The organism is Sorangium sp. So ce296, assembly GCF_051529605.1.
GTDB classification, from domain to species: Bacteria; Myxococcota_A; Polyangia; order Polyangiales; family Polyangiaceae; genus Sorangium; species Sorangium cellulosum_D.
Window position 1 is genome coordinate 13,248,985 of record NZ_CP150325.1, and the last position, 21,785, is coordinate 13,270,769.

Genomic DNA, 21,785 nt, shown 5'->3' on the forward strand with positions numbered 1-21,785 from the left:
GAGCTGAACCGGGATGGATCTCAGAGACTACGCTGTGGGGGAGGTGCTGCACGAAGGGACCGAGACCCGGGTGTGCCGCGCGGTCCATCGCCCCTCGGGCGACAGGGTGGTGCTCAAGCTCCCTGCGACGCCCGAGCCGAGCTCGCGCGTGACGGGGCGCCTCCTGCATGAGCATCACATCCTGACGCAGCTCGGGGCGGTGCCCGGGGTGCCGCGGGCGCGGGAGCTCGTGCAGCAGGGCGGCGCGGTCGGCCTGGCGCTCGAGGACCCCGGCCTCCGGTCGCTGGATCGCGTCCTCGCCGAGCGAGGGCGCTTGCCGGTGGACGCGGGGCTGAGGCTCGGCGCGCTCCTCGCGCGGGTCCTCGAGGCCGTGCACGCGGCGGGCGTGACCCACAAGGACGTCAAACCGCAGAACGTCCTCGTCGATGCGGCGTACTCGCAGGTCAAGCTGCTCGACTTCGGCATCGCCTCGTCGCTGCCGCTGGAGGCGACGGCGGCGAGCATCCCCGAAGGGCTCGAGGGGACGCTCGCGTACATGTCGCCGGAGCAGACGGGCCGCACGGCGCGGGCGATCGACGCGCGCACCGACCTGTACTCGCTCGGCGTGACGCTCTTCGAGGCGCTCTCGGGCCGGCTGCCGTTCACCGATCGCGACCCCCTCTCGCTGGTGCACGCGCACCTGGCCAGGGAGCCGCCCGCCCTCGACGAGGTCGCCCCGGAGGTGCCCCCGGGCGTCGCGGCCATCGCGGGAAGGCTCCTGGCGAAGAACCCCGACCGGCGGTACCAGACGGCCCGGGGCGCCGCGGAAGACCTGGAGCGCGCGCTCCGCCTGTGGCGCGAGCGCGGCGCGGTGGAGCGGTTCCCGCTCGGGAGCAGGGATTTCTCGCACAAGCTACGGCTGCCCGACGTCCTCGTCGGGCGAGAGCGCGAGCGCGAGCTCCTCGGCGCGTGCTTCGCCCGCGCCGCCGAGGGCGCGGCGGAGCTCGTGCTCATCGGCGGGCCGTCCGGCATCGGCAAGACGGCGCTGGTGCGCACCGTCTACGGGGACATCGCGGCCCGAGGGCGCGGCCTCTTGATCTCGGGCAAGCACGACCAGCTCGCGCGGTCGACGCCGTACGCGGCCATGGCGCAGGCGTTCGGGGCGCTCATGCAGCAGTGGCTGGCGAGCCCGAAGCCGGTGCTCAGCGCGTGGCGGGAGCGCATCGAGGCCGACGTCGGCGAGAACGCGCGGCTCATCGCCGACGTGGTGCCGGAGCTCGACCGGATCATGGGCGAGCTCGCGCCGGTGCCGCCGGTGCAGGGCGATCAGGTGCTCGCCCGCCAGCGGCTCACCTGGCTCGACTTCGTGCGGGCGGTCACGGCGCCGAACGCGCCGCTCGTGATGTTCCTCGACGACATGCAGTGGGCCGACAGCGCCACGCTCGAGATCCTGAAGACGCTGCTCACCGACGCGGAGCGCGGCGATCTCCTGGTGATCGCGGCCTACCGCGACAACGAGGCGCCCCCCGAGCACCCGCTGTGGAGGCTCGTCTCGTCGGTGGAAGAGAGCGGAGCGAGGGTGTCGTGGATGTCGGTGCGCCCCCTGTCGGAAGCGCACGTGCAGGCGTGGGCGGCGCGGGCGCTCGACAGCGAGGCGACGGGGGTCGAGCCGCTCTCCCGGGTGCTGTGGCACAAGACCCGAGGAAACCCGTTCTTCATGGAGCAGCTGCTGCTCTCGCTGCACAAGCAGGGCAAGGTGGTCCGCGACCCGGAGAGCGGCGCGTGGCGCTGGGAGCGAAAGGACCTGGAGCAGGCGCAGATCACCGACAACGTCGTGGCCTTCCTGACGGACAAGGTGCGCGAGATGCCCGAGGCGACCCAGCAGCTCCTGGGGCTCGCGGCGTGCGCGGGGCACACGTTCCACCTCCACGATCTGGAGCGGCTCAGCGGGTGGGAGCGCGCCCGGGTGACCGGGGCGCTGTGGCCCGCGCTGCAGGAGGAGCTCCTGGTGCCGGCCGACGGAGCCTACCGGACGGCGCAGGCGCTGGGGCAGAGCGGAGAAGGCGCGCCGGACGCGGAATACCGCTTCTTGCACGACCGCGTGCAACAGGCGAGCTACGAGCGCGCCTCGCCGGAGCAGCGCGTCCTGGCGCACCTGGAGATCGGCCGGCGGCTCTGGGCGCGGCACCGGGCGCAGGGCGGCACACCGCAGCAGCTCCTGGAGCTTGTGCGGCACCTGAACCTGGGCGCGGCGCGGATGGACGCCGAGGACGAGCGCGCGTCGCTCGCGCGCCTGAACCTCGAGGCCGCGCGCGCCGCGAAGGCGGCGAGCTCGCACCGGCTCCTCGCCAGCCTCGCCGAGGCGGGGCTGGCGCTGCTCGGCGACGACGCGTGGCGCGAGCACCCGGCGCTGTCCGCGGAGCTCGCGCTGGAGCGGCTCGAGGCCGCCTTCCTGATGCGGGAGTTCGACGACGTCGAGGCGCGGTCCGCGCGGCTGCTCGCGATGCCCCTGCCGGCGCTCGCCAGGCTCTCGGTGCAGGAGCTCCGCGTCCGCTGCATCCAGGCAGCAGGCCAGTTCGCGCGCGGGGTGGAGCTGGGGCTCGCCGCGCTCGCGGAGCAGGACGTCGTGTTTCCGGACACCGACGAGGCCCGCCGCGCCGCGCTCCTCGAGGAGTCCGCCGAGCTGGATCGATGGTTCGAGGGCGATCCGGAGGCGTTCGACCGGATGCCCCCCGATCCATCGCCGGCGCACGTGCTCGTCGACGCGCTGACGATGCACCTCATGGTCTGCGCGGCGATCGGCGGCCAGCCGATCCTGTCCGCGCTCGTGATCGTCCGCGCCGTGCTCCGGGTGCGGCGGCAGGGCGTGCTCACACCGGTCTCCCCCTTCATCATCGTCTGTTTCGCCAACGTGTGGTCGATCACCACGGGGCTCTATCGCCGCGCCGCGAGCTGGGTCGGGCCTGGCGTGCGCGCGGCCGAGCGCGTGGCGTCCCCCTTCCTCGCAGAGTGCCTGTCCTTCGAGGGCCAGTACACGGCCTACGTCCGCCCCGCGGACGAGATGGCGCCCATCTTCGAGCGGACCTGCGCGACCGGCCTGAAGGTCGGCTCGTTCCAGGGGGCGAGCTGGGGGCTCGAAGGCGACCTGTTCTACTACCGGGTGTGGCGCGGCCAGCCGCTCGGCCAGATCGAGGCGCACCGCGCGGCCCGCTGGGGGCTGATGCAGCGCGCGGGCACCGCGCTCGGGACCCACTATTTCGAGGCGGTCGCCTCGTGGTGCGGCCTCCTGTCGACCGCGGACGGCGCGGGGAGGCTCCGCGCGGAAGAGCCGTTTTCACGAGGGTCCCGCTCCCTCCTGGCCGACGGGGACGTGATGGCGGCCGAGCTTGCGCGCATCCTCGAGGCCCACCTGTTCCTCGCCGCGGGCGCCGCTCCGATGGCGCTCGCGCGGGCTCGTGAGGCGGAGCAGTTCCGCATGTCCATCTTCGGCTTTCCGCCGGTGACCGACGTGCCGCTCTGGCTCGCGCTCGCGGCCGCGAGGTGCTGGCTGGAGGTCACCGACGCGGAGGAGCGGGCCAGGCTCCGCGAGCACATCGAGCACGGCCTCGCGCGACTCCGGTATTTCGCCGAGGGGAGCGCGGACAACTTCCTCCACAAGCTGCGCCTCCTCGAGGCGGAGCACGCCCGCGTGCAAGGCAAGGCCGACGAGGCCATGGCCAGGTACGACGAGGCCATCGAGCTCGCGCGCGGGCAGCGATTCCTGCACATCGAGGCCCTCGCGGCCCAGCTCTCCGCCGAGTTCCACCTGGAGGCGGGCAGGCGCCGCATCGGCGCGCTGTACCTGCGCGAGGCCCGGGACGCCTATCTCCGCTGGGGCGCGCACGCCGTCGTCGCCCACCTGGAGGCGAGGTGGCCCGCCCTGCTGCGCGCGCCGGCCCAGCCCTCGGCCGCGGAGCGCCGCCTCACGACGGGCGTCTCCACGCTGACCACCACCGGCGTCGCCGGCGGCGCGCAGCTCGACGTGAACACCGCGGTGCGCGCGGCGCGGGCGCTGTCGAGCGAGCTCGACCCCGAGCGGGTGGTCGGCCGGCTAATGGAGCTCGTGCTGGAGAGCGCCGGGGCGCAGCGCGGCGCCCTCTTGCTGGCCGAGGGCGAGGAGCTCTCGCTGGTGGCGCGGCTCTCGGTCCACGGAGGCCGGATCGAGACGGGCCTGTCCGAGCCGCTCTCGCAGAGCGCGGACATCGCGAGGACGGTCGTGAACTACGTCGCGCGCACGAGCGAGCCGGTCGTGGCCGACGACGCCCGGGCCGACGCGCGCTTCGCGGCCGATCCGTACCTCGCCGCGCACCCCGTCCTCTCGCTCCTCTCGCTGCCGCTCTCGCATCGAGGGCGGCTCCTCGGCGTGCTCTACCTCGAGCACCGCGAGGTGCCCGCGGCGTTCCCCGAGCGGCGGGTGGAGCTCCTGTCGATGCTCGCCGCGCAGGCCGCGATCGCCGTGGAGAACGCCCTCCTCTACCGGGACCTCGAGGCCAAGATCAAGGAGCGCACCGCCGAGCTCCGCGTCGCCAAGGAGGCGGCGGAGCGCGCCAGCCAGGCCAAGAGCGACTTTCTCTCCAGCATGAGCCACGAGCTGCGCACGCCGCTCAACGGCATCATCGGCTACGCGCAGATCCTGGAGCGGACGCCCGAGCTCCCGCCGGCGTGGCGGGACGGGCTGAGCGTCATCCAGAAATCGAGCCAGCACCTGCTCTCGCTGATCAACGACCTGCTGCAGCTGGCCAAGATCGAGGCGGGCAAGATGGACGCCGTCGTGACGGTGGTCCGGTTGCCTACGCTCGTGCAGATGGTCGTCGACCTGTGCCGCGTGCGCGCCGAGGCGAAGGGGATCGCGTTCACCCACGAGCTGCGCGGCCCAGCGCTCGAGGCCGTCCGCGCCGACGAGAAGCGGCTGACGCAGGTGCTCTTGAACCTCCTCGGCAACGCCATCAAGTTCACCGAGCGCGGAGGCGTGCTCTTCCGGGTCGACGTGCTGGACGAGCGCGTCCCCGCGGGGCGGATGGTGCGCTTCCGCGTCGAGGACACCGGTCCCGGGATCGCCGCGGAGCACCTGTCGCGCATCTTCGAGCCCTTCGAGCAGGTGGGCGAGCAGGGCGCGAGGAGCGAGGGCACCGGGCTCGGCCTCGCCATCACGAGGAAGCTGGTCGAGCAGCTGGGCGGGGCGATCGAGGTGCAGAGCGAGGTCGGCGAGGGCAGCGCGTTCACCGTGACGCTCCCGCTCGCCGAGGCGCGACCGGCGGAGCAGGCGGCGAGCCCGGGCGAGGCCCGGCGGTGGGACGCGATCGTCGGCTATCGGGGGGAGCGCCGCACGATCCTGATCGTCGACGACAACCCCCAGAATCGCGCCGTGGTGCGCGGGCTCCTCGGCCCGCTCGGCTTCGAGCTGTGCGAAGCGGACAGCGGCGAAGCGGCGCTGCGCATGGCCGCCGAGCGCGCGCCGGCGCTCATCCTGATGGACGTGTACATGCGGGGCATGGACGGCTGCGAGGCCACGCGCCGCCTCCGGCGCATGCCCGAGCTCCGGGGCGTCGCCATCCTGGCCTCGTCGGCGAGCGTCGCCGAGGCCGAGCAGCAGAAGTGCGCCGCTGCCGGCTGCGACGACTTCCTCCCCAAGCCGATCCAGGCGGGCGCCCTCCTCGACAAGATATCGCGCCTCCTCGGCGTCGAGTGGCTCCGCCGCGACGAGGCGCCCGCGCAGGGTTCGCCGGCCGAGCGGGCCGCCGACGGCGACGGCGACGGCGGGCGCCTCACGCCGCCCTCGGCCGATGACCTGGCCACGCTGTCGGCGCTCGCGAGCAAGGGGCTCGTGCACAGGATCCTGGAAGAGGCGGAGCGGCTCCGGCTGCACGACCCGCGGCTCACGCCCTGGATCGAGCAGCTCACGGCGCTCGCGCGCGGCTACCAGACCCGGAAGCTGCGGGAGTTCGTCGGCGCGTACGCCGAAGGCGGCGCGGACGGCATCGAAGAAGGTCGCGCGGCTCCCCAGGAACCGGCGTAGGGCGCCGCGCGGCCCCTGCCCTCACGGCCGCGCGCGGTCCATCGCGCCGGCGCCCCGGCCGAGCAGCCGCTGCACCATCGCCGCCTGCAGATCGCGCGTCTGGGCCGTGAGCGAGTAGAGCATCGCCTCGCGGAAGAGGCGCTGCGCGGCGTGGTCCAGGCGGTTCGCGCTGCCGCCGGTCGCGGCGACCGCCGCGTGCGCGGCGCGGACGCCAAGATCGACGCACGAGGCGCGGGCGCGGACCGCGTGCTCGGCGTACCCCTCCGCCTCGGGCTGGTCCGCCCATGCGTTCACCTCGGCGCGGGCGGCCTCCCGCTCGTCCTCGAGCGCCCGTGCGGCGCCGGCCAGCTGCGCGTCGCCGCGGCGCTCGGCCAGCGACGCGAGCAGGGCGGCGGCGGCGCCGGCCGCGCCCAGGGACAGCGCCGCCGGCGTCAGCAGGCCCGCCACGTCGCGGGCGGCCTGCTGCTCGCGCGTCACGGTGGCGATCACCTGCTCGGGGCCGACGCGCAGCGCGCGCAGCGTCAGCGACACCGTGGCCGAGGCGTTCATCGCGCTCAGGCGGAGCGGCGCGGACGCCTCGATGGAGTCTCCGGCCGAGAGCGGCGTCAGCACGTACATCAGGCGGCCGTCGGGGAGCGTACCGGCGATGACCGCGTCGTCGGCGAGCCCGTGGCCGGTCAACCACGGCACGGTGCCGTCGAGTCGTACGTGGTCGCCGTCGGGCTCGATCCGGACCATCGGCGGTCCCGGGCGGCGGACGTGCGAGAAGCCCACGGTGCAGAGGCGCTCTCCGGAGGCCAGGCGAGGCAGGGCGCGCTCCTTGAGCGCCTCGTTGTCGCCGCGCGCGATGAGCGGGCACGCGGCGGTGGCGTGCTGCATCTGGACGAACGCGGTCACCCCGCAGGCGCCGGCGAGGATCTCCAGGACCTCGCGCGCGACCCGCGCCGGCGCCCCGAGGCCGCCGTAGCGCGCGGGCGTCGCGATCCCGAGGAGACCGGCGCCCGCGAGCGCGCGGAGGTGCTCGCGGGGGACGCTGTCGGCCTGATCCGTGGTGTTCGCCGCCGGAGCGAGCACGAGCGCCGCGAGCTCGCGGGCGCGCTCGAGCGGCGCGATCGCGTCGGCCCCGGCGGGCGGCGTGGGCGATGCGGGGGACATGCGACGGCAGTGTAGGCTGCGGCGGCTGCCCCGGAACCCGGCGCGGGCCGCGGCCGGCCCTGGGATCGGCGTAAGCACTTGAATTTGTTGACCTATGAGCGACGCTGCACGCGGGGCGCCCACGCGCGCCTCGACCCGGCGGGCGGCCAGCCTCGTCCCGCCGCGGGGCGGCGTCGGGTTGACCGATGATTTCTCCGCGGGCGGGGGGCCATGGAGCAAAAGGAGGACAACCCTATGTCCCACAAGCTCTTCTCACGTCGATTTCTTTCACCCGCACCACCCGTGCGCAACTCTTCGTCTGACGCGCCGCGCAGAGCGATCGCCCTGTTCGTGACGCTGCTGAACCGCAACTCCGGCGGCTAGAGGATGGGGCCGCGCTCACGCCGGAGCTGTCGCGCGGGAGGGCTGGCGCGGCCCCTGCGGGCAGAGGGCTGCCTCACGCTTTCAGGCCTCCGGCCAGCGCGGGAATGATAGTCTCTGGATCATGGCAAGACTTCGTTTCGTGACTCGCTTCTGCGCTGCGCTCACGGCCTCCTGGCTGCCGGTCATCGCTTGTTCGGCGAGCGGCGGCGGCAACGGCAACACCGCGGGGAATAGCGAGGGCGGGCAAGGCGCGAGCGGCCCCGGCGCCGGCAGCAGCAGCAGCGGCGACGACTTTGGCGGCGAGATCGGCCTGACGAGCTCGGGACCGGGCGGCGAGCCGCCGGCTGACGCCGGGCATCAGACGACCTGCGATGACGAGGGCAACTGCACCTGCATCAACATCGCGTCGATCGGCCATGAGGGCGTCTGGGGCCCGTGCAGCAGCGACAGCACCACGGCGCTCCAGAACTGGCTCAACACGCAGAGCACGGCCCAGGTCGACAACTACAACATGGAGAAGCCCACGCTCACGCCGGAGTTCCTCGCCAAGTACGACGTGATCCTCCTCCAGTGGATGGTGACGAAGGGCGCGCAGAACGACGACGGGCAGCCCTGGCAGTTCACGCCTGACGAGGTGAAGGCGCTCGAGGACTGGGTCAACAACGGAGGTGGTCTCATCGCGCTGAGCGGCTATCAGTGCAATGGACAGGGGTGCATGATCCACGACGTCACGGCGACCAACCAGCTCCTCTCGTTCACGGACATCCAGTTCAACGCCGACGGCGTGCTGGATCCTGCGCGGACCAACTGCGCGAACTGCAACTGCTGGGGCGGCCCGGTGCCGCTCGGCGGCCCCCTCCCCGGGAGCGTGGGCACCTGGAACCAGGACACGCCGATCGGCAAGGACATCCAGAGCGTCGGCGCCTACATCGCGCGCTCGATCAAATCGACGACGGCAACCGTCGACTGCACCGACGGCACGAACAATTTCGCGGTCCACAAGGAGGTCGGCAAAGGCCACGTCGTCGCGTATGGCGACGAGTGGGTGACCTATTCGGGCCAGTGGCTCGGGACGGCGGCGTGCATCAATCCCCAGATGTACATGGACCCGAACAGCCCCTGCTACGAGAGGTCGGCGGCGCAGGTCTTTCAGATCTCGCAGTTCTGGTACAACGCGCTGAAATACGCGGCGTCCTCGATCGAGTGTTTCACGATCGAGGACCCGGCCATCATCAAGTGACGCCGGGCCGCTGGACGTACGCATCGAAAGTCGAGCAGCCTCGGAACGAATTTCTTGTAGAGTACAGCTCGATAAACTGACGCGCTTTGCGTCTTGAACCGAGAGCGAGCGATCCTTCATGAAGAAGCACAAACGTCCAGGCGGCGAGTGGATCGCCGCCATGTTGCTTGGTGTCGTCCTGGGGAACCCCGGCGACGCCGGCGCGGCGGCGGGCCCCGTCGGCGCCCACCACATCGACGTGACCGAGCTCACGATCTCGAAGATCCAGAAGGCGTACAGGAACAGACATTACACCGCAGAGGCCCTGACCCAGGCCTACCTCGACAGGATCGAGCAGTACGAGCCTTCCTACAACGCCTTCACCTTCTTGAACCCGGGCGCGCTCGACGAGGCGCGCGCGATCGACAGGAAGCGGAGGAAAGGCGAGCCGCTCGGCCCGCTGGCGGGGATCCCGGTGGTCATCAAGGAATCGATGGACGTCGTCGGGCTGCCGTCGACGGCCGGCTGGGCGCCCCTCAGCGCCGCGGCGGGCGGCGTCGATCTGTTCCCGATCGAGAACGCCGTCGTCGTCGAGCGGCTGATTCGAGCGGGCGCCATCATCCTCGGAAAGACAAACATCCCGGCCTTCAGCGACGACGGGACCCGGGCCAACAGCAGCTGGGCAGGTCCCACGTACAACGCCGTCGACAGGGACCTGGCGCCCGGCGCGAGCAGCAGCGGGACCGCCACGGCGGTGGCCGCCAGCTTCGCGGTGCTGGGCCTCGCGGAGGAGACGGGGGGCTCCATCCAGAACCCCGCGGCGGCGCAGAGCCTCGTCGGCGTCAAGCCGACGTTCGCCCTGGTCCCCACGGCGGGCATCGTGCCGCTGGCCGGCAGCACGAGGGACGTCGCAGGGCCGATCGCGAAGACCGTCCTCGACGCCGCCCTGGTGATGGACGTGCTCGCCGGCTACAGCCCGGAGGACCCCAAGACGAGCGCCTCCGATGGCCGGCTGCCCCCGCGCGGATACACGAGCGAGCTCAGCAATACTGCCCTTCGCAGGAAGCGGATCGGGCTGTACGGCCCGGGCTTTCGCACGAGCGCCCTGTCGCCGGAGACCGAGGATCTCTACGCGCGCGCCGTCCTGGAGCTCGAGCGCCAGGGCGCGACCGTCGTCGACGATCCCTTCGCCGGCAGCGGCTTCGCCGAGCTGGCCTTGCCCGGCGAGCCCTACGACATGCGAGGCACGGAGTCGATCGCCCACGACTTCCAGCGATACCTCGCGGGATTGACGTTCGACGGGGGCGTGGTCGGCTCGATCGACGAGCTGTCGCTCATCGCGGGGGTATCTCCGTTCCAGGAGGACGGCGGCCCGCTGTTCTGGTACGTCGAGAAGCTCCCTGTCCTCGCGGATTCGCTGCTTCACCCGGAGGCGCCGCCCGATCTGTCGAGCTTCTGGGCCCTCCGGGGCCAGTACCTGAGCCTCTTCGACGCCGTGATGGCCGAGCACGATCTGGATGCCCTGGCGTTTCCGCAGACCTACGAGGTGATCCCGGAGCTCTTCAGCGCGGACACCTACGCGGCGACCACGGAATCGGCGATCAACATCGCCGGTTTGCCCGGCGTGGTCGTGCCTGCTGGCCAGTACGAAAACGGGGCCCCCTTCGGCTTGATCTTCGTCGGCCCCCTCTGGAGCGAGCCCCGCCTGCTGGGGTATGCCTATGACTACGAGCAGGCGACCCGGCACAGGGTCGAGGCCGAGCTGACGCTGTAGCCGGCGCGCGGCACGCCGAGCTCCGGCCGCGCGCACCGCTGCGCCAGGCCGTCCCCGGAACGGTCACCGGACGAGCGACTGATAGGCGAGGACCTGAAACTGCTCGCGCAGGGTGATGTCGACGTTCGGGAAGCGCTGCACCAGGAGGACCGCTATCAGCCTCTGAGGGCTCACGCGGTCGCGATGACCACGCGCCGGATGGTTACGCGCACGACTGGCGTGGATCTCCCCGCGGCTACGGCCGACATGTTCTCTGCGCCACCCGGCGGGATGAGCTCACGCATGATGAAGCTCACCTTCGGTGAAACGTCCGCCCACTCGCCGCGCTCGGCCATCGTGCGCACGTGGGCCGTGACGTCGAAGGCCTGGTCGACGGTGGCCGGCCCGTGCAGGTTCCCGTGGCCGCGCGCGACGAAGAACCCGAGGTTGCCCACGTAGAAATGGCTCTGGTAGTCCGGCGGCGTCCCTTCAGGGAGGTTCAGATAAACCTCATAGGTGACACCTGGGTTCCGCTCGAACGCGATGCCCTCGAGGCTCAGGACGATCTGCGTCTCGACGAGCTCTTTCGTCGCGAGGGTCCTGAGGACGGCGACGTCTTCGGGCGACATCTCGACCAGCACCGAGACCGGCTCGGCCCCGAGCGCGATCGGCGCTCTGCTGGTCCCGCGGACGGCCGCGGCGAGCTCCGGGCTCCTGGCAGCAGCGCTGCTCTCTCCAGCGAGGCGAACCGTCGCGAGCGGCGGCGGATCATCGTCATAGCGGTAGCCTAGCTGGAGGACCGTGTCGGTGATCTCTTCGCCCGTCATCCGCACGAGGCTGCCGTTCTCGTCGACGAAATCGAAGCTGAGGCGCCACCAGGCCTCCTCGTCCGCCGAGCGTCCTGGGTAGCCGCGCCCTCCGCCCTGGTCGAGCCAGCGCTTCCACAATCGGTCGATGTTCGCGTGGTGCGGCCAGAAGATGGGATCTTGCGCGGCCGTGTCCGTGTAGCTCATCCAGCCATCCTGACCGCCCACCATGCCGTGGACGACGTTGTGCGGCTGCCGCTCGAGCTCCCCGGCGCGACCTCTGCCTGGCCCGGGTTGCCGGAGCGCCTCCCCACCGAAGCTCACGCGCGTCCCGGGCCGAGCGCTGAAGTTGGTCAAACGGAAGGCCGACGAAAACGTGACCGCAGACGGGGGGAGAAGGGCTCCCTGGTTGATGCCTGCTGCGCGCTCCTCGGCGTAGAGAGGGTTGGACGCATCCCCGGGCTTTCGAAACGCGGCCGGTATCGCGCGATTGCCGGCGGCGGAGTAGTTCCAGTACGGGAGCGCAAAGCCCGGATCTCCGGAGGCGGACCTCAGGATCCGCTCGAATCGGGAGAGATACATGCGGTGCCAGGAGAGAAAGAAAAAACTGCTGTGCTGGCACGCGTTCCATCCGGGGAGCGGATTTCCACCGTCTGGCCACCCGTGAATCCCGGCCTGGTAGACCCAGCCGGTCGGATCGCGGCGATCGACCCGAGATCGACGCTGCATCTCGGCGATCCCCCGCCTGAGCGCCGCGATCTCAGGGCCTTCCGGGGAGAGGCTGTAGACGTCGCGACGTATGAACCCGCTCGAAGCCGCACTCGCGAAGCCCTTGACCTCCATGACGCCCCCTCTACAGCCCGGCCGCAGCGCCGCTCCGTGGTCGAGCCCGGAACCTGCGAGCTCTCGAGCGCGGCGAGCCTTTTGGCCGCTGCGCTTTGCTCGTGAGAAACATAAAGAGAGCCGCGCTGAGCGGCAATCGTCGGGGGCGGTCAGGGCCGCGCGGCGTCCGGTGCACGATCTCGCGGCCCGCCTGGACTACCTGTAGAAGCCGGAGCAGCTCCTCGAATCGTGCGCCGGCAGCGCGGCCGCAGACGCATGGCTCGTCCTGGCATCACCACGTGGCGCAGCGACGGGAGCGACCTCGCGCCAGAGCCAGCGGCGAGGTGAAGGCTCGCGGGCGCGCTCGGCGCTGCTCGCGGTCGGCCGGACGGAGGATCGATGAATTGAAGGGGGGTCGATGCAGCGACGGCGGGCTGGGCCCTGCCGGACGAGCCGCCGGGCGGCGGCCGTCCGACATGGCCTTTCGCTGCGTCAGTTGGAGCGGGTCGGCGCGTACTTGTAGAAGTTCTGCGCCCACTCGATGGTCCAGATCGTCGGCTCCACGTACACGTTCTTGTCCGCGCCGAGGACCATCTCGCTCTTGATCTTCGCCATCGCCGCGAGGAAGACGCGGCGGTCGTCCTCCATGCGCGACCGCATGACGCTCGAGGGCGGGTAGAGCTCCTTGACCTGCGACACGACCGCAGCGTCGTTGATCCACCCGTCGACCCCGTGCTCGCCCTTCGGCAGGCGCTCGCCGCCGGCGTCCAGCCAGTCGCGCAGATCGTTGTTGCCGCGGTTCATGCCGTCCGCGTGGCAGCCGATGCAGGAGCTGCCGGTGTTCAGGCGGCGGTCCTGGGTGGCGAAGCCCACCGTGCTGTTGATCTGCGCGTCCGACGCGTTCCGCTGGATGCGCGGATCACGCACGATGTTGACGAAGGCGTCCACGCGGCGCTGGTTGAAGCCGCCCCACAGCGAGTACCCCTGCAGGCCGTTCGGCAGATCCCAGATGACCTCCTCCGCCGACTGCTGCAGCCCGTCGGTCCCGGTGTAGTAACGGCAGTTCACGTAGCCGCCGCCCGCGTAGCTCGGCTGCCCATCGCACCCCGGCGGCTCGGTGCCCTGCGGCTGAGCCAGGGTCGCGATGAAGCTCCAGTTGTTCGCCGAGCCGCCGATGCCGGTCCCGCTGATGAACTTCGGGATCGGGTGCGCCCAGAAGGGGAACCGGATCTGGCCCGTCTCCCACGCCTGCTCGATCGTGTTCACGCCGCCGTCGAGCTGCCCGGTGAAGACGTCCCAGGTCTTCCAGTAGTACCCGCCGCGCCGCGTCTTGGCCCTGAAGTACATGCGGGAGTCGACCGTGATGGCCTGCTTCGTGAGCATGTACTCGTACGACTTCATCCCCTGGTCCTTGATGACGCCGAGCTCGGTCTCGAGGTCGTGCGCATACCAGGGGATCGCCATGATCGCGTTGTAGACGTCCGGACGGGTCAGCGTGTAGACGAGCTGGCTCGCCTCGATGTAATCCGTCTTGAAGCCGTCGACGTAGGGCGGCAGCACGCCGCCGTCCGTGGCGCCCTCGACGTTGCCGGCGAGGACGCGCCCCCAGACCAGCCGCGCGAAGCTCGGATCCACCTGCACGTCCGACGTATACCGGTACTTCTCCCGGAAGGTGACGTCGGAGCCGACCGGCTCGCCCAGGTAGTTGACGCTGGTCCTCCCGAAGAAGACGTCGTCGTCCGACCCGCCGAAGTGGAGCTTCGTGACACCCTTGTTGTAGCCCCAGTAGCTGCGGGTGTCGAAGCGGTAGACGATGCCCTTCCCGTTGATGTCGACCGGGTTCACGATCCTGGGAGCCCAGCGCGCCGTCGAGTTCAGCGCCTTCGACAGGCCGACGCGGGCCACGTTCATCTCCTCCGCCGTGGCGCCCTTGTTGTGGATCTCGTGCAGCGAGGCGTACTTGATGAACTCCGCGTCCGCGGCGGGGACGGTGGCCTTGTCCGTCGCGATCCACGACTTGACCTGGGCCTCGGTGACCTGCTCGCCGGCCGCGACGGGGCGCGGGGTCGTCGGCAGGCTCGGCGCGACGGCGTTGGCCCACGCCGTGACGGCGGAGAGCATCTGCGTGTTCGCGTCCCTGCAGCTCGAGCCGAAGCAGTTGTGCCGGTCGATGCCCATCCGGACGACGAGCTTGGAGTCCGCCGGCTTCTTGAAGTTCACGCGCGTGAGCGCGTACTCGTGGGCCAGCGCCGGATCGACGTCGGAGTGGAGGGGCGCCTGGGCCTTGCCCGTCGAGCTGTGGCAGCCAGAGCAGTTGGTCTGCAGCAGCGGATAGACCGTCGTCTTGAAGGCTTCCAGCGACGCGGCCATGTTGAAGTTCATCTCTTTCGGGATGCAGACGGGCTCGACGTTGACGCCGCCCTTGCCGTTCGGGAGCTGGCTGTAGCCGAGCCCGCAGCCGGACGCCGGGGCGACGCCGACGTCGCCCGAGCCGCCGGTGCCGCCGCCGCCAGTCCCCCCGGTCCCCCCGGCACCCCCGGAGCCGCCCGCGCCGCCAGCGCCGCCCGCACCCCCCGTGCCTCCCGCGCCGCCGGTCCCGGTGGTCGAGGAGCTCGAGGTCGTCGTCGAGCTCGACGAGCTCGAGGAGTTCGACGACGTCGAGGAGCTCGACGAGCCCCCCACAGCCTTGAGCGAGAACTTCTGGTTGTCTCCGTTGGCCCAGCTCCACTGGTGGAGGCTGGCGCCATCCGCTGTCGACCGCCCCATGACGTCGAGCACCTTGTTGCTGGCGCGATTCGTGAACCGCTGGACGGTCGAGGAGACGTCCGTGATAGAAAACTGCTGGCTCGTGGCGTTGCCGCAGCTGGACTGGACGATGGTGGCGCCGTTCGACGTCGACGAGCCGTTGACCCCGAGGCAGAGGCCGCTCTTCACGTTGCGCAGCCGGTAGTAGTTGCTCCCCGCAGACTCCACCCGAAACTGCTGGCTCGTGTCGCCGCTGCGGCACGAGGCGATCTGCGCGGCCGCCGAGCTCGCCGTGCTCCCGCCGCGGATCTCCACGCACTTGTTGCTCTGCACGCCGACCATCGTGTAGACCGCGCTCGGGTCGATCGTGAGGCCCTCGTCGAGCACGCCGCCTTCCTCGTCCTCGTAGTCCTCCGCCAGGCCGACGCAGGACACGGCGAGAAGGCCCGTCGCGGCGGCAAGCAAGAGTTGCCTGGATGCGAATCTCATGTGATTCTCCTCATTATGTTAACCAGGTAAAAAGCCGATCTCTCTACAGCTCGATGCTGCCCTTCGTTGATCGGATGCGCTCGCCGCGCGGTGAAGGCTGCCGAGGTACCGCCGCGGTTGCCCTCCGGTGAATCTCGCTCTCGAGGTCCACGGAGCGAGTGGGCTCGGTCCGTGTTCGGTCAGGCACTGCGACGAGGATAGTTATTGTTTCATGTTGGCTAGCCCGTCAAGGCGAACCTGCATTTCGCGGTGTTTTGCGAGCCGACGTGACTATTCCGAAGTCACAACAACCGCGTTTTTAGGTGATGTTGGGTAGCGCAATATCCGACATCCACCGGGGCTCAGATGGGCTCTGCCGCCCGTGAGATTGAACTGCTTGAGCCTCGTTCGAAATGAGAACGTTAACGCGACCAAATGGATCCGCCGGCGACCAGGTCATCGCGTGCCCCAGCAGCTGCAGAAATCCAGGCTGGCCGGTCCTCGGACGCGGTGACTGGACGGCGCGGATACGAGCCAACCGAGGCGATCAGGACGTCAGGAAAAGAATTTTTACGCGACGGCGCCAGGGCGCGCAGAGCACCGCGAGATAAGAAAATTCGGAATTCGCTGGCGTCCTCGCGCCCTTGGCACCCTCGACGGATTGATCCAGACCCGTGCGCCAGAGTCCGCCGAGCGCCGCGCCGGCAGCTCGGAGCGCGAAGGATGTTTCGAGGCGGGAAGTCGAGGAGCGACTCGCCAGCACCGCACCGCCCCAGGATCGTCCCGATGTCATCGATAGAATAGCCACGGAGTCACGGAGTCACGGAGTCACGGAGTCACGGAGTCACGGAGTCACGGAGTCACGGAGTCACAGGAATGACTCTCTTTCTTCTCCCCTTTGTGCCCTACGTACCTCTGTGTTCAAATTCTCCCCGTCAGACCCATCAGCGGGATTCGGGCGACGCGGCGCTAACGTCGCGGCGCCCGCGGCCACAGCATGATCGCCGCGCCGACGAGGCAGATGGCCGCCCCGATCCAGTCCCGTCGATCGGGGAGCTTCCGATCGACGCCCCAGCCCCACAGCATGGAGAGCGCGATGAACACGGCGCCATACGCGGCATAGACGCGGCCGAACGGGTGCTCGGCCGCCTGCAGCGTGGGAATGACGCCGTAGGCCGCGAGCGCGGCGAACCCGGCGAGGCCGAGGAGCACGCCGCGCTGATCGCGCAGCCAGAGCCACACGAGGTACCCGCCCCCGATCTCCAGGAGGCCCGCGGCGAGGAACAGGAGCGCAGCGCGCATACGCCGAGCCTACCAGGAAGGAAGGAGCTCGGGCCGGTCGCGCTCGCGCTCTCGACGACGCATGGTACGCTCCGCCGGCACGTGCTCCGGCGCCCCCGGCAGCTGCCTCGCTCCCCGGCGGCAGAGCGCGCGTACGCGGGGCCGGGTCGGCCCAGCGACGCGCGGGAGCGGCGGCGCCGGCTCGGCGGCAGTACGAAGATCAGGCGGAGAAACGCATGAAGATCCATCTCATCTCGCTCGTGATCGGCGCCCTCGCCCTCGGCGGCGCCGCGTGCTCCAAGGAGGCGCCGGGCGCCGGAAAGGGCGCGACCGAGCAGGCGGCCGGGGCCGCGCAGGCGCCCGCGAACGCGGCGCACGCGCCGAAGGACGTGAAGCCCGGCTCCCACGAGGACTGGTGCGGAGAGCACGGCGTGCCCGAGTCGCAGTGCAGCCGCTGCAACCCGGAGCTGATCCCGGCCTTCAAGGCCACCGGCGACTGGTGCGCCGAGCACGGCCTGCCCGAGTCGCAGTGCCTGAAGTGCAACCCCGACCTCAAGATCGTGAGACCGCCGAAAGAGAGCTGACATGGCCGGCCGCACCCACGCCCACGCCGCCCTGATCCCGATCCTCGCCGCCCTCCTCTCGTGCGAGGCGGCATGCGGGCGCCGGGAGGCCGACAACGCCGCTCCGGCCGAGGAGCAGGCGAAGGCCGGCGCGAAGCCCGCGGCGGGCCGTGTCGCCGAGGGCGCGCTGTGCAAGGAGCACGGCGTGCTCGCGGCGCTCTGCACGAAGTGCAATCCGAAGCTCGCCCCGGTCTTCCAGGCGAAGGGGGACTGGTGCGAAGAGCACGAGCTCCCGGAGTCCATCTGCCCCATCTGCCACCCCGAGCGCGGCGGCAAGCCGGCGGCCGATGTGGCGAGCGACGGCGCGCCCGCCGATGGGACCAAGGTCAGATTCAAGACCAAGGACACGGCCCGGCTCGCCGGCATCCTCACGGCGAAGGCCGTCGAGCGGCAGGGCGGCGGAGGGATCCCCGTCACCGCCCGGATCGTCTACGACGCGCTCAAGGTCGCCGAGCTCAACGCGCGCGCGCCGGGCGTCGTCCAGAAGCTCTTCGTGGACGTGGGGTCGGAGGTCAAGCAGGGCGCGCCGCTCGCGGTCATCGACAGCGCCGACGTGGGGGCGGATCGATCGCGGCTGGCCGGCGCGGTGGCGCGCCTCAAGGTCGCCGAGGAGAACATGCAGCGCGAGGAGCAGCTCGAGAAGGAAGGGCTCGCCGCGCGCAAGAGCGTCCTCGCCGCGCAGCAGGAGCTCGACGCCGCCCGCGCCGAGCGCGCCTCGCTCGCGGCCTCCCTGGCCGTCGTGGGCGCGAGCGCGGGCGGGACCGGGGGCTACACGCTCACGACCCCGCTCGCCGGCGTCGTGACCCAGCGCAAGGCCACCGTGGGCCGGCTCGTCGGCGTCGAGGAGACCCTGTTCGAGGTGGTCGACGTCTCGAGCATGTGGGCCGAGCTCGACGTGCCGGAGACCGAGCTCCCGGCCGTCTCGCTGAAGCAACCGGTGGTCGTCGAGGTCGACGGCCTCGAGGGGCGCGAGCTCAAGGGGGAGATCACGTACGTGGCGCCGGCCATCGATCCGGCGACGCGCACGGCCAAGGCGCGCGTCCCGCTCGCGAACCCGGGCGGCGCGCTGCGGGCCAACATGTTCGGCCGGGCGCGCATCCTCGCCCCCGCGCGCGCCGCCGTCATGGTGCCCCGCGCCGCGGTCCAGCGCGCGAGGACGGCGAAGCTCGTGTTCGTCCGGCTCGCGGAGGACCAGTTCGAGGCGCGGCGGGTCGAGATCGGGGCGACCGAGGGCGATCTCGTCGAGGTGACGAAGGGCGTGCGCCCCGGCGAGGAGGTCGCGACCGAGGGGAGCTTCCTGCTCAAGACAGAGACCCTCAAGGAGAGCATCGGCGCCGGCTGCTGCGGCGAGGACTGAGGCGCGGCCATGCTGAACGCCGTCATCACGTGGTCGCTCCGCCACCGGCTGCTCGTGATCCTCGCCGCGATCGGCCTCTCTCTGGCGGGCATCCTCGCGCTCCGCCGCCTGCCGATCGACGCCTTCCCGGACACGACGCCGGTGCAGGTGCAGATCAACACCGTCGCCCCTGCCCTCTCGCCCGTCGAGATCGAGCGCCAGATCACGGCGCCCGTCGAGCAGGCGATCTCGGGGCTGCCCAGGCTCGAGGAGGTCCGCTCCCTCTCCCGCTTCGGCCTCTCGCAGGTCACGGCCCGGTTCGAGGACGAGACGGACATCTACCTGGCCCGTCAGGTCGTCATGGAGCGGCTCCAGACCGTGACGCTGCCGCCGGGCATCGAGCGCCCGGAGCTCGGCCCGGTCGCCACGGGGCTCGGCGAGGTGTTCCACTACGTGGTCACGGGCAAGGGCAAGTCGCTGAGCGAGCTGCGCACGGTCCACGACTGGGTCATCGCGCCGCAGCTCCGCTCGGTGCGCGGCGTGGCCGAGGTCAACGCCTGGGGCGGCGACGAGCGGCAGATCCAGGTCCTCGTCGACCCGGCGGAGCTCACGGCGCGGGGGCTCGCGCTCCACGACCTCTCCGAAGCGCTGGAGCGCAACAACGCCAACGTGGGTGGGGGCACCCTGGACCAGGCCGGCGAGTCCAGCCTCATCCAGGGCATCGGCATCGCGACGCGCGTGAGCGACATCGAGGACATCGTGGTCGCCGCCAAGGGCGGGGCCCCCATCCGGGTCCGCGACGTGGCGCGGGTCGTCGAGGGGCGCGAGATCCGGCGGGGCGCGGTCACCGCGGACGGCCAGGGCGAGGTCGTGCTCGGCCTCGGCTTCATGCTGATGGGCGAGAACAGCCACGACGTCACGACGCGGCTTAAGGCGCGCCTCTCGGAGGTCGAGAAGAGCCTGCCGGAAGGCGTCGACGTCGCCGTCGTGTACGACCGCACCGAGCTCATCGACGAGGTGCTCGGCACCGTCGAGAAGAACCTGATCGAGGGCGCGCTCCTCGTCGTCGCGGTGCTCTTCGCCTTCCTCGGCAACCTCCGCGCCGGGCTCATCGTGGCCTCGGCCATCCCCCTGTCGATGCTCTTCGCCTTCGATCTGATGCTGCGCGCGGGCGTGGCGGGGAGCCTGATGAGCCTCGGCGCGATCGACTTCGGCCTCGTCGTCGACAGCTCGGTGATCATGGTCGAGAACTCGGTCCGGCGGCTCTCGGAGGACGCGGGCGACCGGAGCGCGACGGACGTCGTGCGCGACGCGTCGATCGAGGTGCGCAAGCCGACGATGTTCGGCGAGCTCATCATCATGATCGTCTACCTGCCGATCCTCGCCCTCGAGGGGGCGGAGGGGAAGCTGTTCCGGCCGATGGCGCTCACCGTCATCTTCGCGCTCGTCGGCTCGATGATCCTGTCGCTCACGCTCATGCCGGTGCTCGCGAGCCTGCTCCTGCCGCGCCGCATGGAGGAGCGCGAGAACGCGCTCGTGCGCCTCCTCAAGCGGGCCTACCGGCCGGCGCTGCAGCTCGCGCTAAGGGGACGCTGGGCGGTGCTCGCCGGCGCCGCGCTGCTCCTCGGCAACGCGGTCTTCCTCGCGACCCGGCTCGGCGCCGAGTTCGTGCCGCGGCTCCGCGAGGGCACCATCGTCGCCAACACCGTGCGGCTCTCGGGGGTCTCGGCGGGCGAGTCGATCCGCTACGGCACCCGGCTCGAGCGGGTCCTGCTCGAGAGGTTCCCGGACGAGATCGAGCGCGTCTGGACCCGCACGGGCACCGCGGAGGTGGCGACGGATCCGATGGGGCTCGAGCTGTCCGACATGTTCATCACCCTGAGGCCGCGCGAGGCGTGGAAGCGCGCCGCGACGCAGGACGAGCTCGTCCAGGCGATGGAGTCGGAGCTCGCGGGGATGCCGGGCATGCGCGTCATCTACACGCAGCCGATCGAGATGCGGGTCAACGAGATGGTCGCCGGGATCCGGGCCGATCTGGGGGTGAAGCTGTTCGGCGACGACTTCGACACGCTGAAGCAGAAGGCGCGCGAGATCGAGGCCGTCCTCAAGGGGATCCCCGGCGCCGCGGACGTGGTGACCGAGCAGGTCACGGGGCAGCCCGTGCTCGAGATCGAGGTCGACCGCGCCGCCATCGCCCGGCACGGCATCGCGGCCGCCGACGTGCTGGATGTCGTCGAGGCGCTCGGCGCGCGCGAGGTGGGGCAGCTCCAGGAGGGCGAGCGCCGCTTCCCCGTGACGCTGCGCATCGACGATCGCTACCGGGAGGACCCCGCCTCGATCGGCCGCATCCTGGTCACGGCGGCCGGCGGCGAGCGCATCCCGCTCGCGCGGCTCGCGAAGATCCGCACGACCGAGGGGCCGACCGCGATCAACCGCGAGTGGGCGAAGCGCCGGATCGTCGTGCAGGCGAACGTCCGGGGCCGCGACGTGGGCACCTATGTGGAGGAGGCGCGCGCGCGGCTCGATCGGGAGGTCGAGCTGCCGCCCGGCTACTACGTCCGCTTCGGCGGGCAGTTCGAGCACCTCGAGCGGGCGCAGTCGCGCCTGCTCGTCGTCGTGCCCGTTGCCCTGGGGCTGATCCTGCTCCTGCTCTATGTCACGTACGGGCGGCTCCTCGACGCGATCCGCGTCTTCACGGGCGTCCCGTTCGCCGCGATCGGCGGCGTCGTCGCGCTCTGGCTCGGCGACCTGCCCTTCAGCATCTCCGCGGGCGTCGGGTTCGTGGCGCTGTCGGGGGTCGCGGTGCTCGGCGACATGGTGCTCGTCTCCACCGTCCGGCAGCTCACCGCGGCCGGGATGCCGGTGCGGGCGGCCATCGAGCTCGCGGCCGAGCGGCGCCTCCGTCCGGTCCTGATGACGGCGCTCGTCGCGTCGCTCGGCTTCGTGCCGATGGCGCTGAACACGGGCGTCGGCGCCGAGGTCCAGCGCCCTCTGGCGACGGTCGTGATCGGCGGCGTGATCTCCTCCACGCTGCTCACGCTGCTCGTCCTGCCGGTGCTCTACAGCGTCGTGGGCACCGCGCGCGAGGGCGCGGCGGCCGCCCCGGGCCCTGACGCCGCGCCGGGCGCCGCCGGCCCCGCGCCGCGCGCCGCGGCGGCCCTGCCACCGGCCGCGGAGTAG

At 71.2% G+C, this 21,785-nt stretch carries 11 protein-coding genes; 7 read left to right on the forward strand and 4 right to left on the reverse strand.

Annotated elements, in window-relative coordinates; genetic code table 11:
- The first annotated feature begins 13 nt into the window (after window positions 1-13).
- Entirely contained in the window at window positions 14-6,034 is a 6,021-nt protein-coding gene (locus tag WME98_RS48975; protein ID WP_437948393.1) for an AAA family ATPase, read from the forward strand.
- A 21-nt stretch (window positions 6,035-6,055) separates the two neighbouring features.
- Here WME98_RS48975 and WME98_RS48980 read toward each other — a convergent pair whose 3' ends face one another.
- Window positions 6,056-7,189 (reverse strand): acyl-CoA dehydrogenase family protein, encoded by a 1,134-nt coding sequence (locus WME98_RS48980; RefSeq protein WP_437948394.1) that lies wholly within the window; start codon window positions 7,187-7,189, stop codon window positions 6,056-6,058.
- A gap of 234 nt (window positions 7,190-7,423) precedes the next feature.
- Here WME98_RS48980 and WME98_RS48985 point away from each other — a divergent pair, with 234 nt between their 5' ends.
- From WME98_RS48985 to WME98_RS48995, 3 genes are all read left to right on the forward strand, one after another.
- Window positions 7,424-7,552 carry a hypothetical protein gene (locus tag WME98_RS48985; protein ID WP_437948395.1) on the forward strand — a complete coding sequence of 43 codons (129 nt, stop codon included), beginning with the start codon at window positions 7,424-7,426 and terminating at the stop codon, window positions 7,550-7,552.
- A gap of 121 nt (window positions 7,553-7,673) precedes the next feature.
- Window positions 7,674-8,792 (forward strand): hypothetical protein, encoded by a 1,119-nt coding sequence (locus tag WME98_RS48990; RefSeq protein WP_437948396.1) that lies wholly within the window; start codon window positions 7,674-7,676, stop codon window positions 8,790-8,792.
- A 118-nt stretch (window positions 8,793-8,910) separates the two neighbouring features.
- The gene (locus WME98_RS48995; protein WP_437948397.1) at window positions 8,911-10,545 is read left to right on the forward strand and encodes an amidase; all 1,635 of its coding nucleotides are present in this window, start codon (window positions 8,911-8,913) and stop codon (window positions 10,543-10,545) included.
- Window positions 10,546-10,715: 170 nt separating this feature from the next.
- On the opposite strand, the gene WME98_RS49000 is transcribed toward WME98_RS48995, so the two are convergent.
- The 3 genes from WME98_RS49000 to WME98_RS49010 form a co-directional block, all read right to left on the reverse strand.
- Window positions 10,716-12,059, reverse strand: coding sequence for a tyrosinase family protein (locus tag WME98_RS49000; protein ID WP_437948398.1), 1,344 nt, complete (start codon window positions 12,057-12,059; stop codon window positions 10,716-10,718).
- A gap of 585 nt (window positions 12,060-12,644) precedes the next feature.
- Window positions 12,645-15,386, reverse strand: coding sequence for an RICIN domain-containing protein (locus WME98_RS49005; protein ID WP_437948399.1), 2,742 nt, complete (start codon window positions 15,384-15,386; stop codon window positions 12,645-12,647).
- Between the two features lie 948 nt (window positions 15,387-16,334).
- Window positions 16,335-16,667, reverse strand: a complete 333-nt coding sequence (locus WME98_RS49010; RefSeq protein ID WP_437339291.1) for a YnfA family protein — start codon at window positions 16,665-16,667, stop codon at window positions 16,335-16,337.
- Window positions 16,668-16,882: 215 nt separating this feature from the next.
- Between WME98_RS49010 and WME98_RS49015 the strand changes: the two genes are divergently transcribed.
- The 3 genes from WME98_RS49015 to WME98_RS49025 are packed head-to-tail and all read left to right on the forward strand — an operon-like array spanning window position 16,883 to window position 21,785.
- Window positions 16,883-17,230: a hypothetical protein gene (locus WME98_RS49015; protein WP_129576409.1), complete on the forward strand. Its 348-nt coding sequence runs from the start codon at window positions 16,883-16,885 to the stop codon at window positions 17,228-17,230.
- A gap of 1 nt (window position 17,231) precedes the next feature.
- Complete coding sequence (locus tag WME98_RS49020; RefSeq protein ID WP_437948400.1) at window positions 17,232-18,626, forward strand: efflux RND transporter periplasmic adaptor subunit; 1,395 nt, start codon at window positions 17,232-17,234, stop codon at window positions 18,624-18,626.
- Window positions 18,627-18,635: 9 nt separating this feature from the next.
- Complete coding sequence (locus WME98_RS49025; protein WP_437948401.1) at window positions 18,636-21,785, forward strand: efflux RND transporter permease subunit; 3,150 nt, start codon at window positions 18,636-18,638, stop codon at window positions 21,783-21,785.

Coding starts and splice junctions, on each gene's coding strand:
- WME98_RS49005 (WP_437948399.1), bottom strand. CDS start 15,386: ATGAGATTCGCATCCAGGCAACTCTTGCTTGCCGCCGCGACGGGCCTT.
- WME98_RS49020 (WP_437948400.1), top strand. CDS start 17,232: ATGGCCGGCCGCACCCACGCCCACGCCGCCCTGATCCCGATCCTCGCC.
- WME98_RS49015 (WP_129576409.1), top strand. CDS start 16,883: ATGAAGATCCATCTCATCTCGCTCGTGATCGGCGCCCTCGCCCTCGGC.
- WME98_RS48985 (WP_437948395.1), top strand. CDS start 7,424: ATGTCCCACAAGCTCTTCTCACGTCGATTTCTTTCACCCGCACCACCC.
- WME98_RS49025 (WP_437948401.1), top strand. CDS start 18,636: ATGCTGAACGCCGTCATCACGTGGTCGCTCCGCCACCGGCTGCTCGTG.
- WME98_RS48975 (WP_437948393.1), top strand. CDS start 14: ATGGATCTCAGAGACTACGCTGTGGGGGAGGTGCTGCACGAAGGGACC.
- WME98_RS48995 (WP_437948397.1), top strand. CDS start 8,911: ATGAAGAAGCACAAACGTCCAGGCGGCGAGTGGATCGCCGCCATGTTG.
- WME98_RS48990 (WP_437948396.1), top strand. CDS start 7,674: ATGGCAAGACTTCGTTTCGTGACTCGCTTCTGCGCTGCGCTCACGGCC.
- WME98_RS49000 (WP_437948398.1), bottom strand. CDS start 12,059: ATGCAGCGTCGATCTCGGGTCGATCGCCGCGATCCGACCGGCTGGGTC.
- WME98_RS48980 (WP_437948394.1), bottom strand. CDS start 7,189: ATGTCCCCCGCATCGCCCACGCCGCCCGCCGGGGCCGACGCGATCGCG.
- WME98_RS49010 (WP_437339291.1), bottom strand. CDS start 16,667: ATGCGCGCTGCGCTCCTGTTCCTCGCCGCGGGCCTCCTGGAGATCGGG.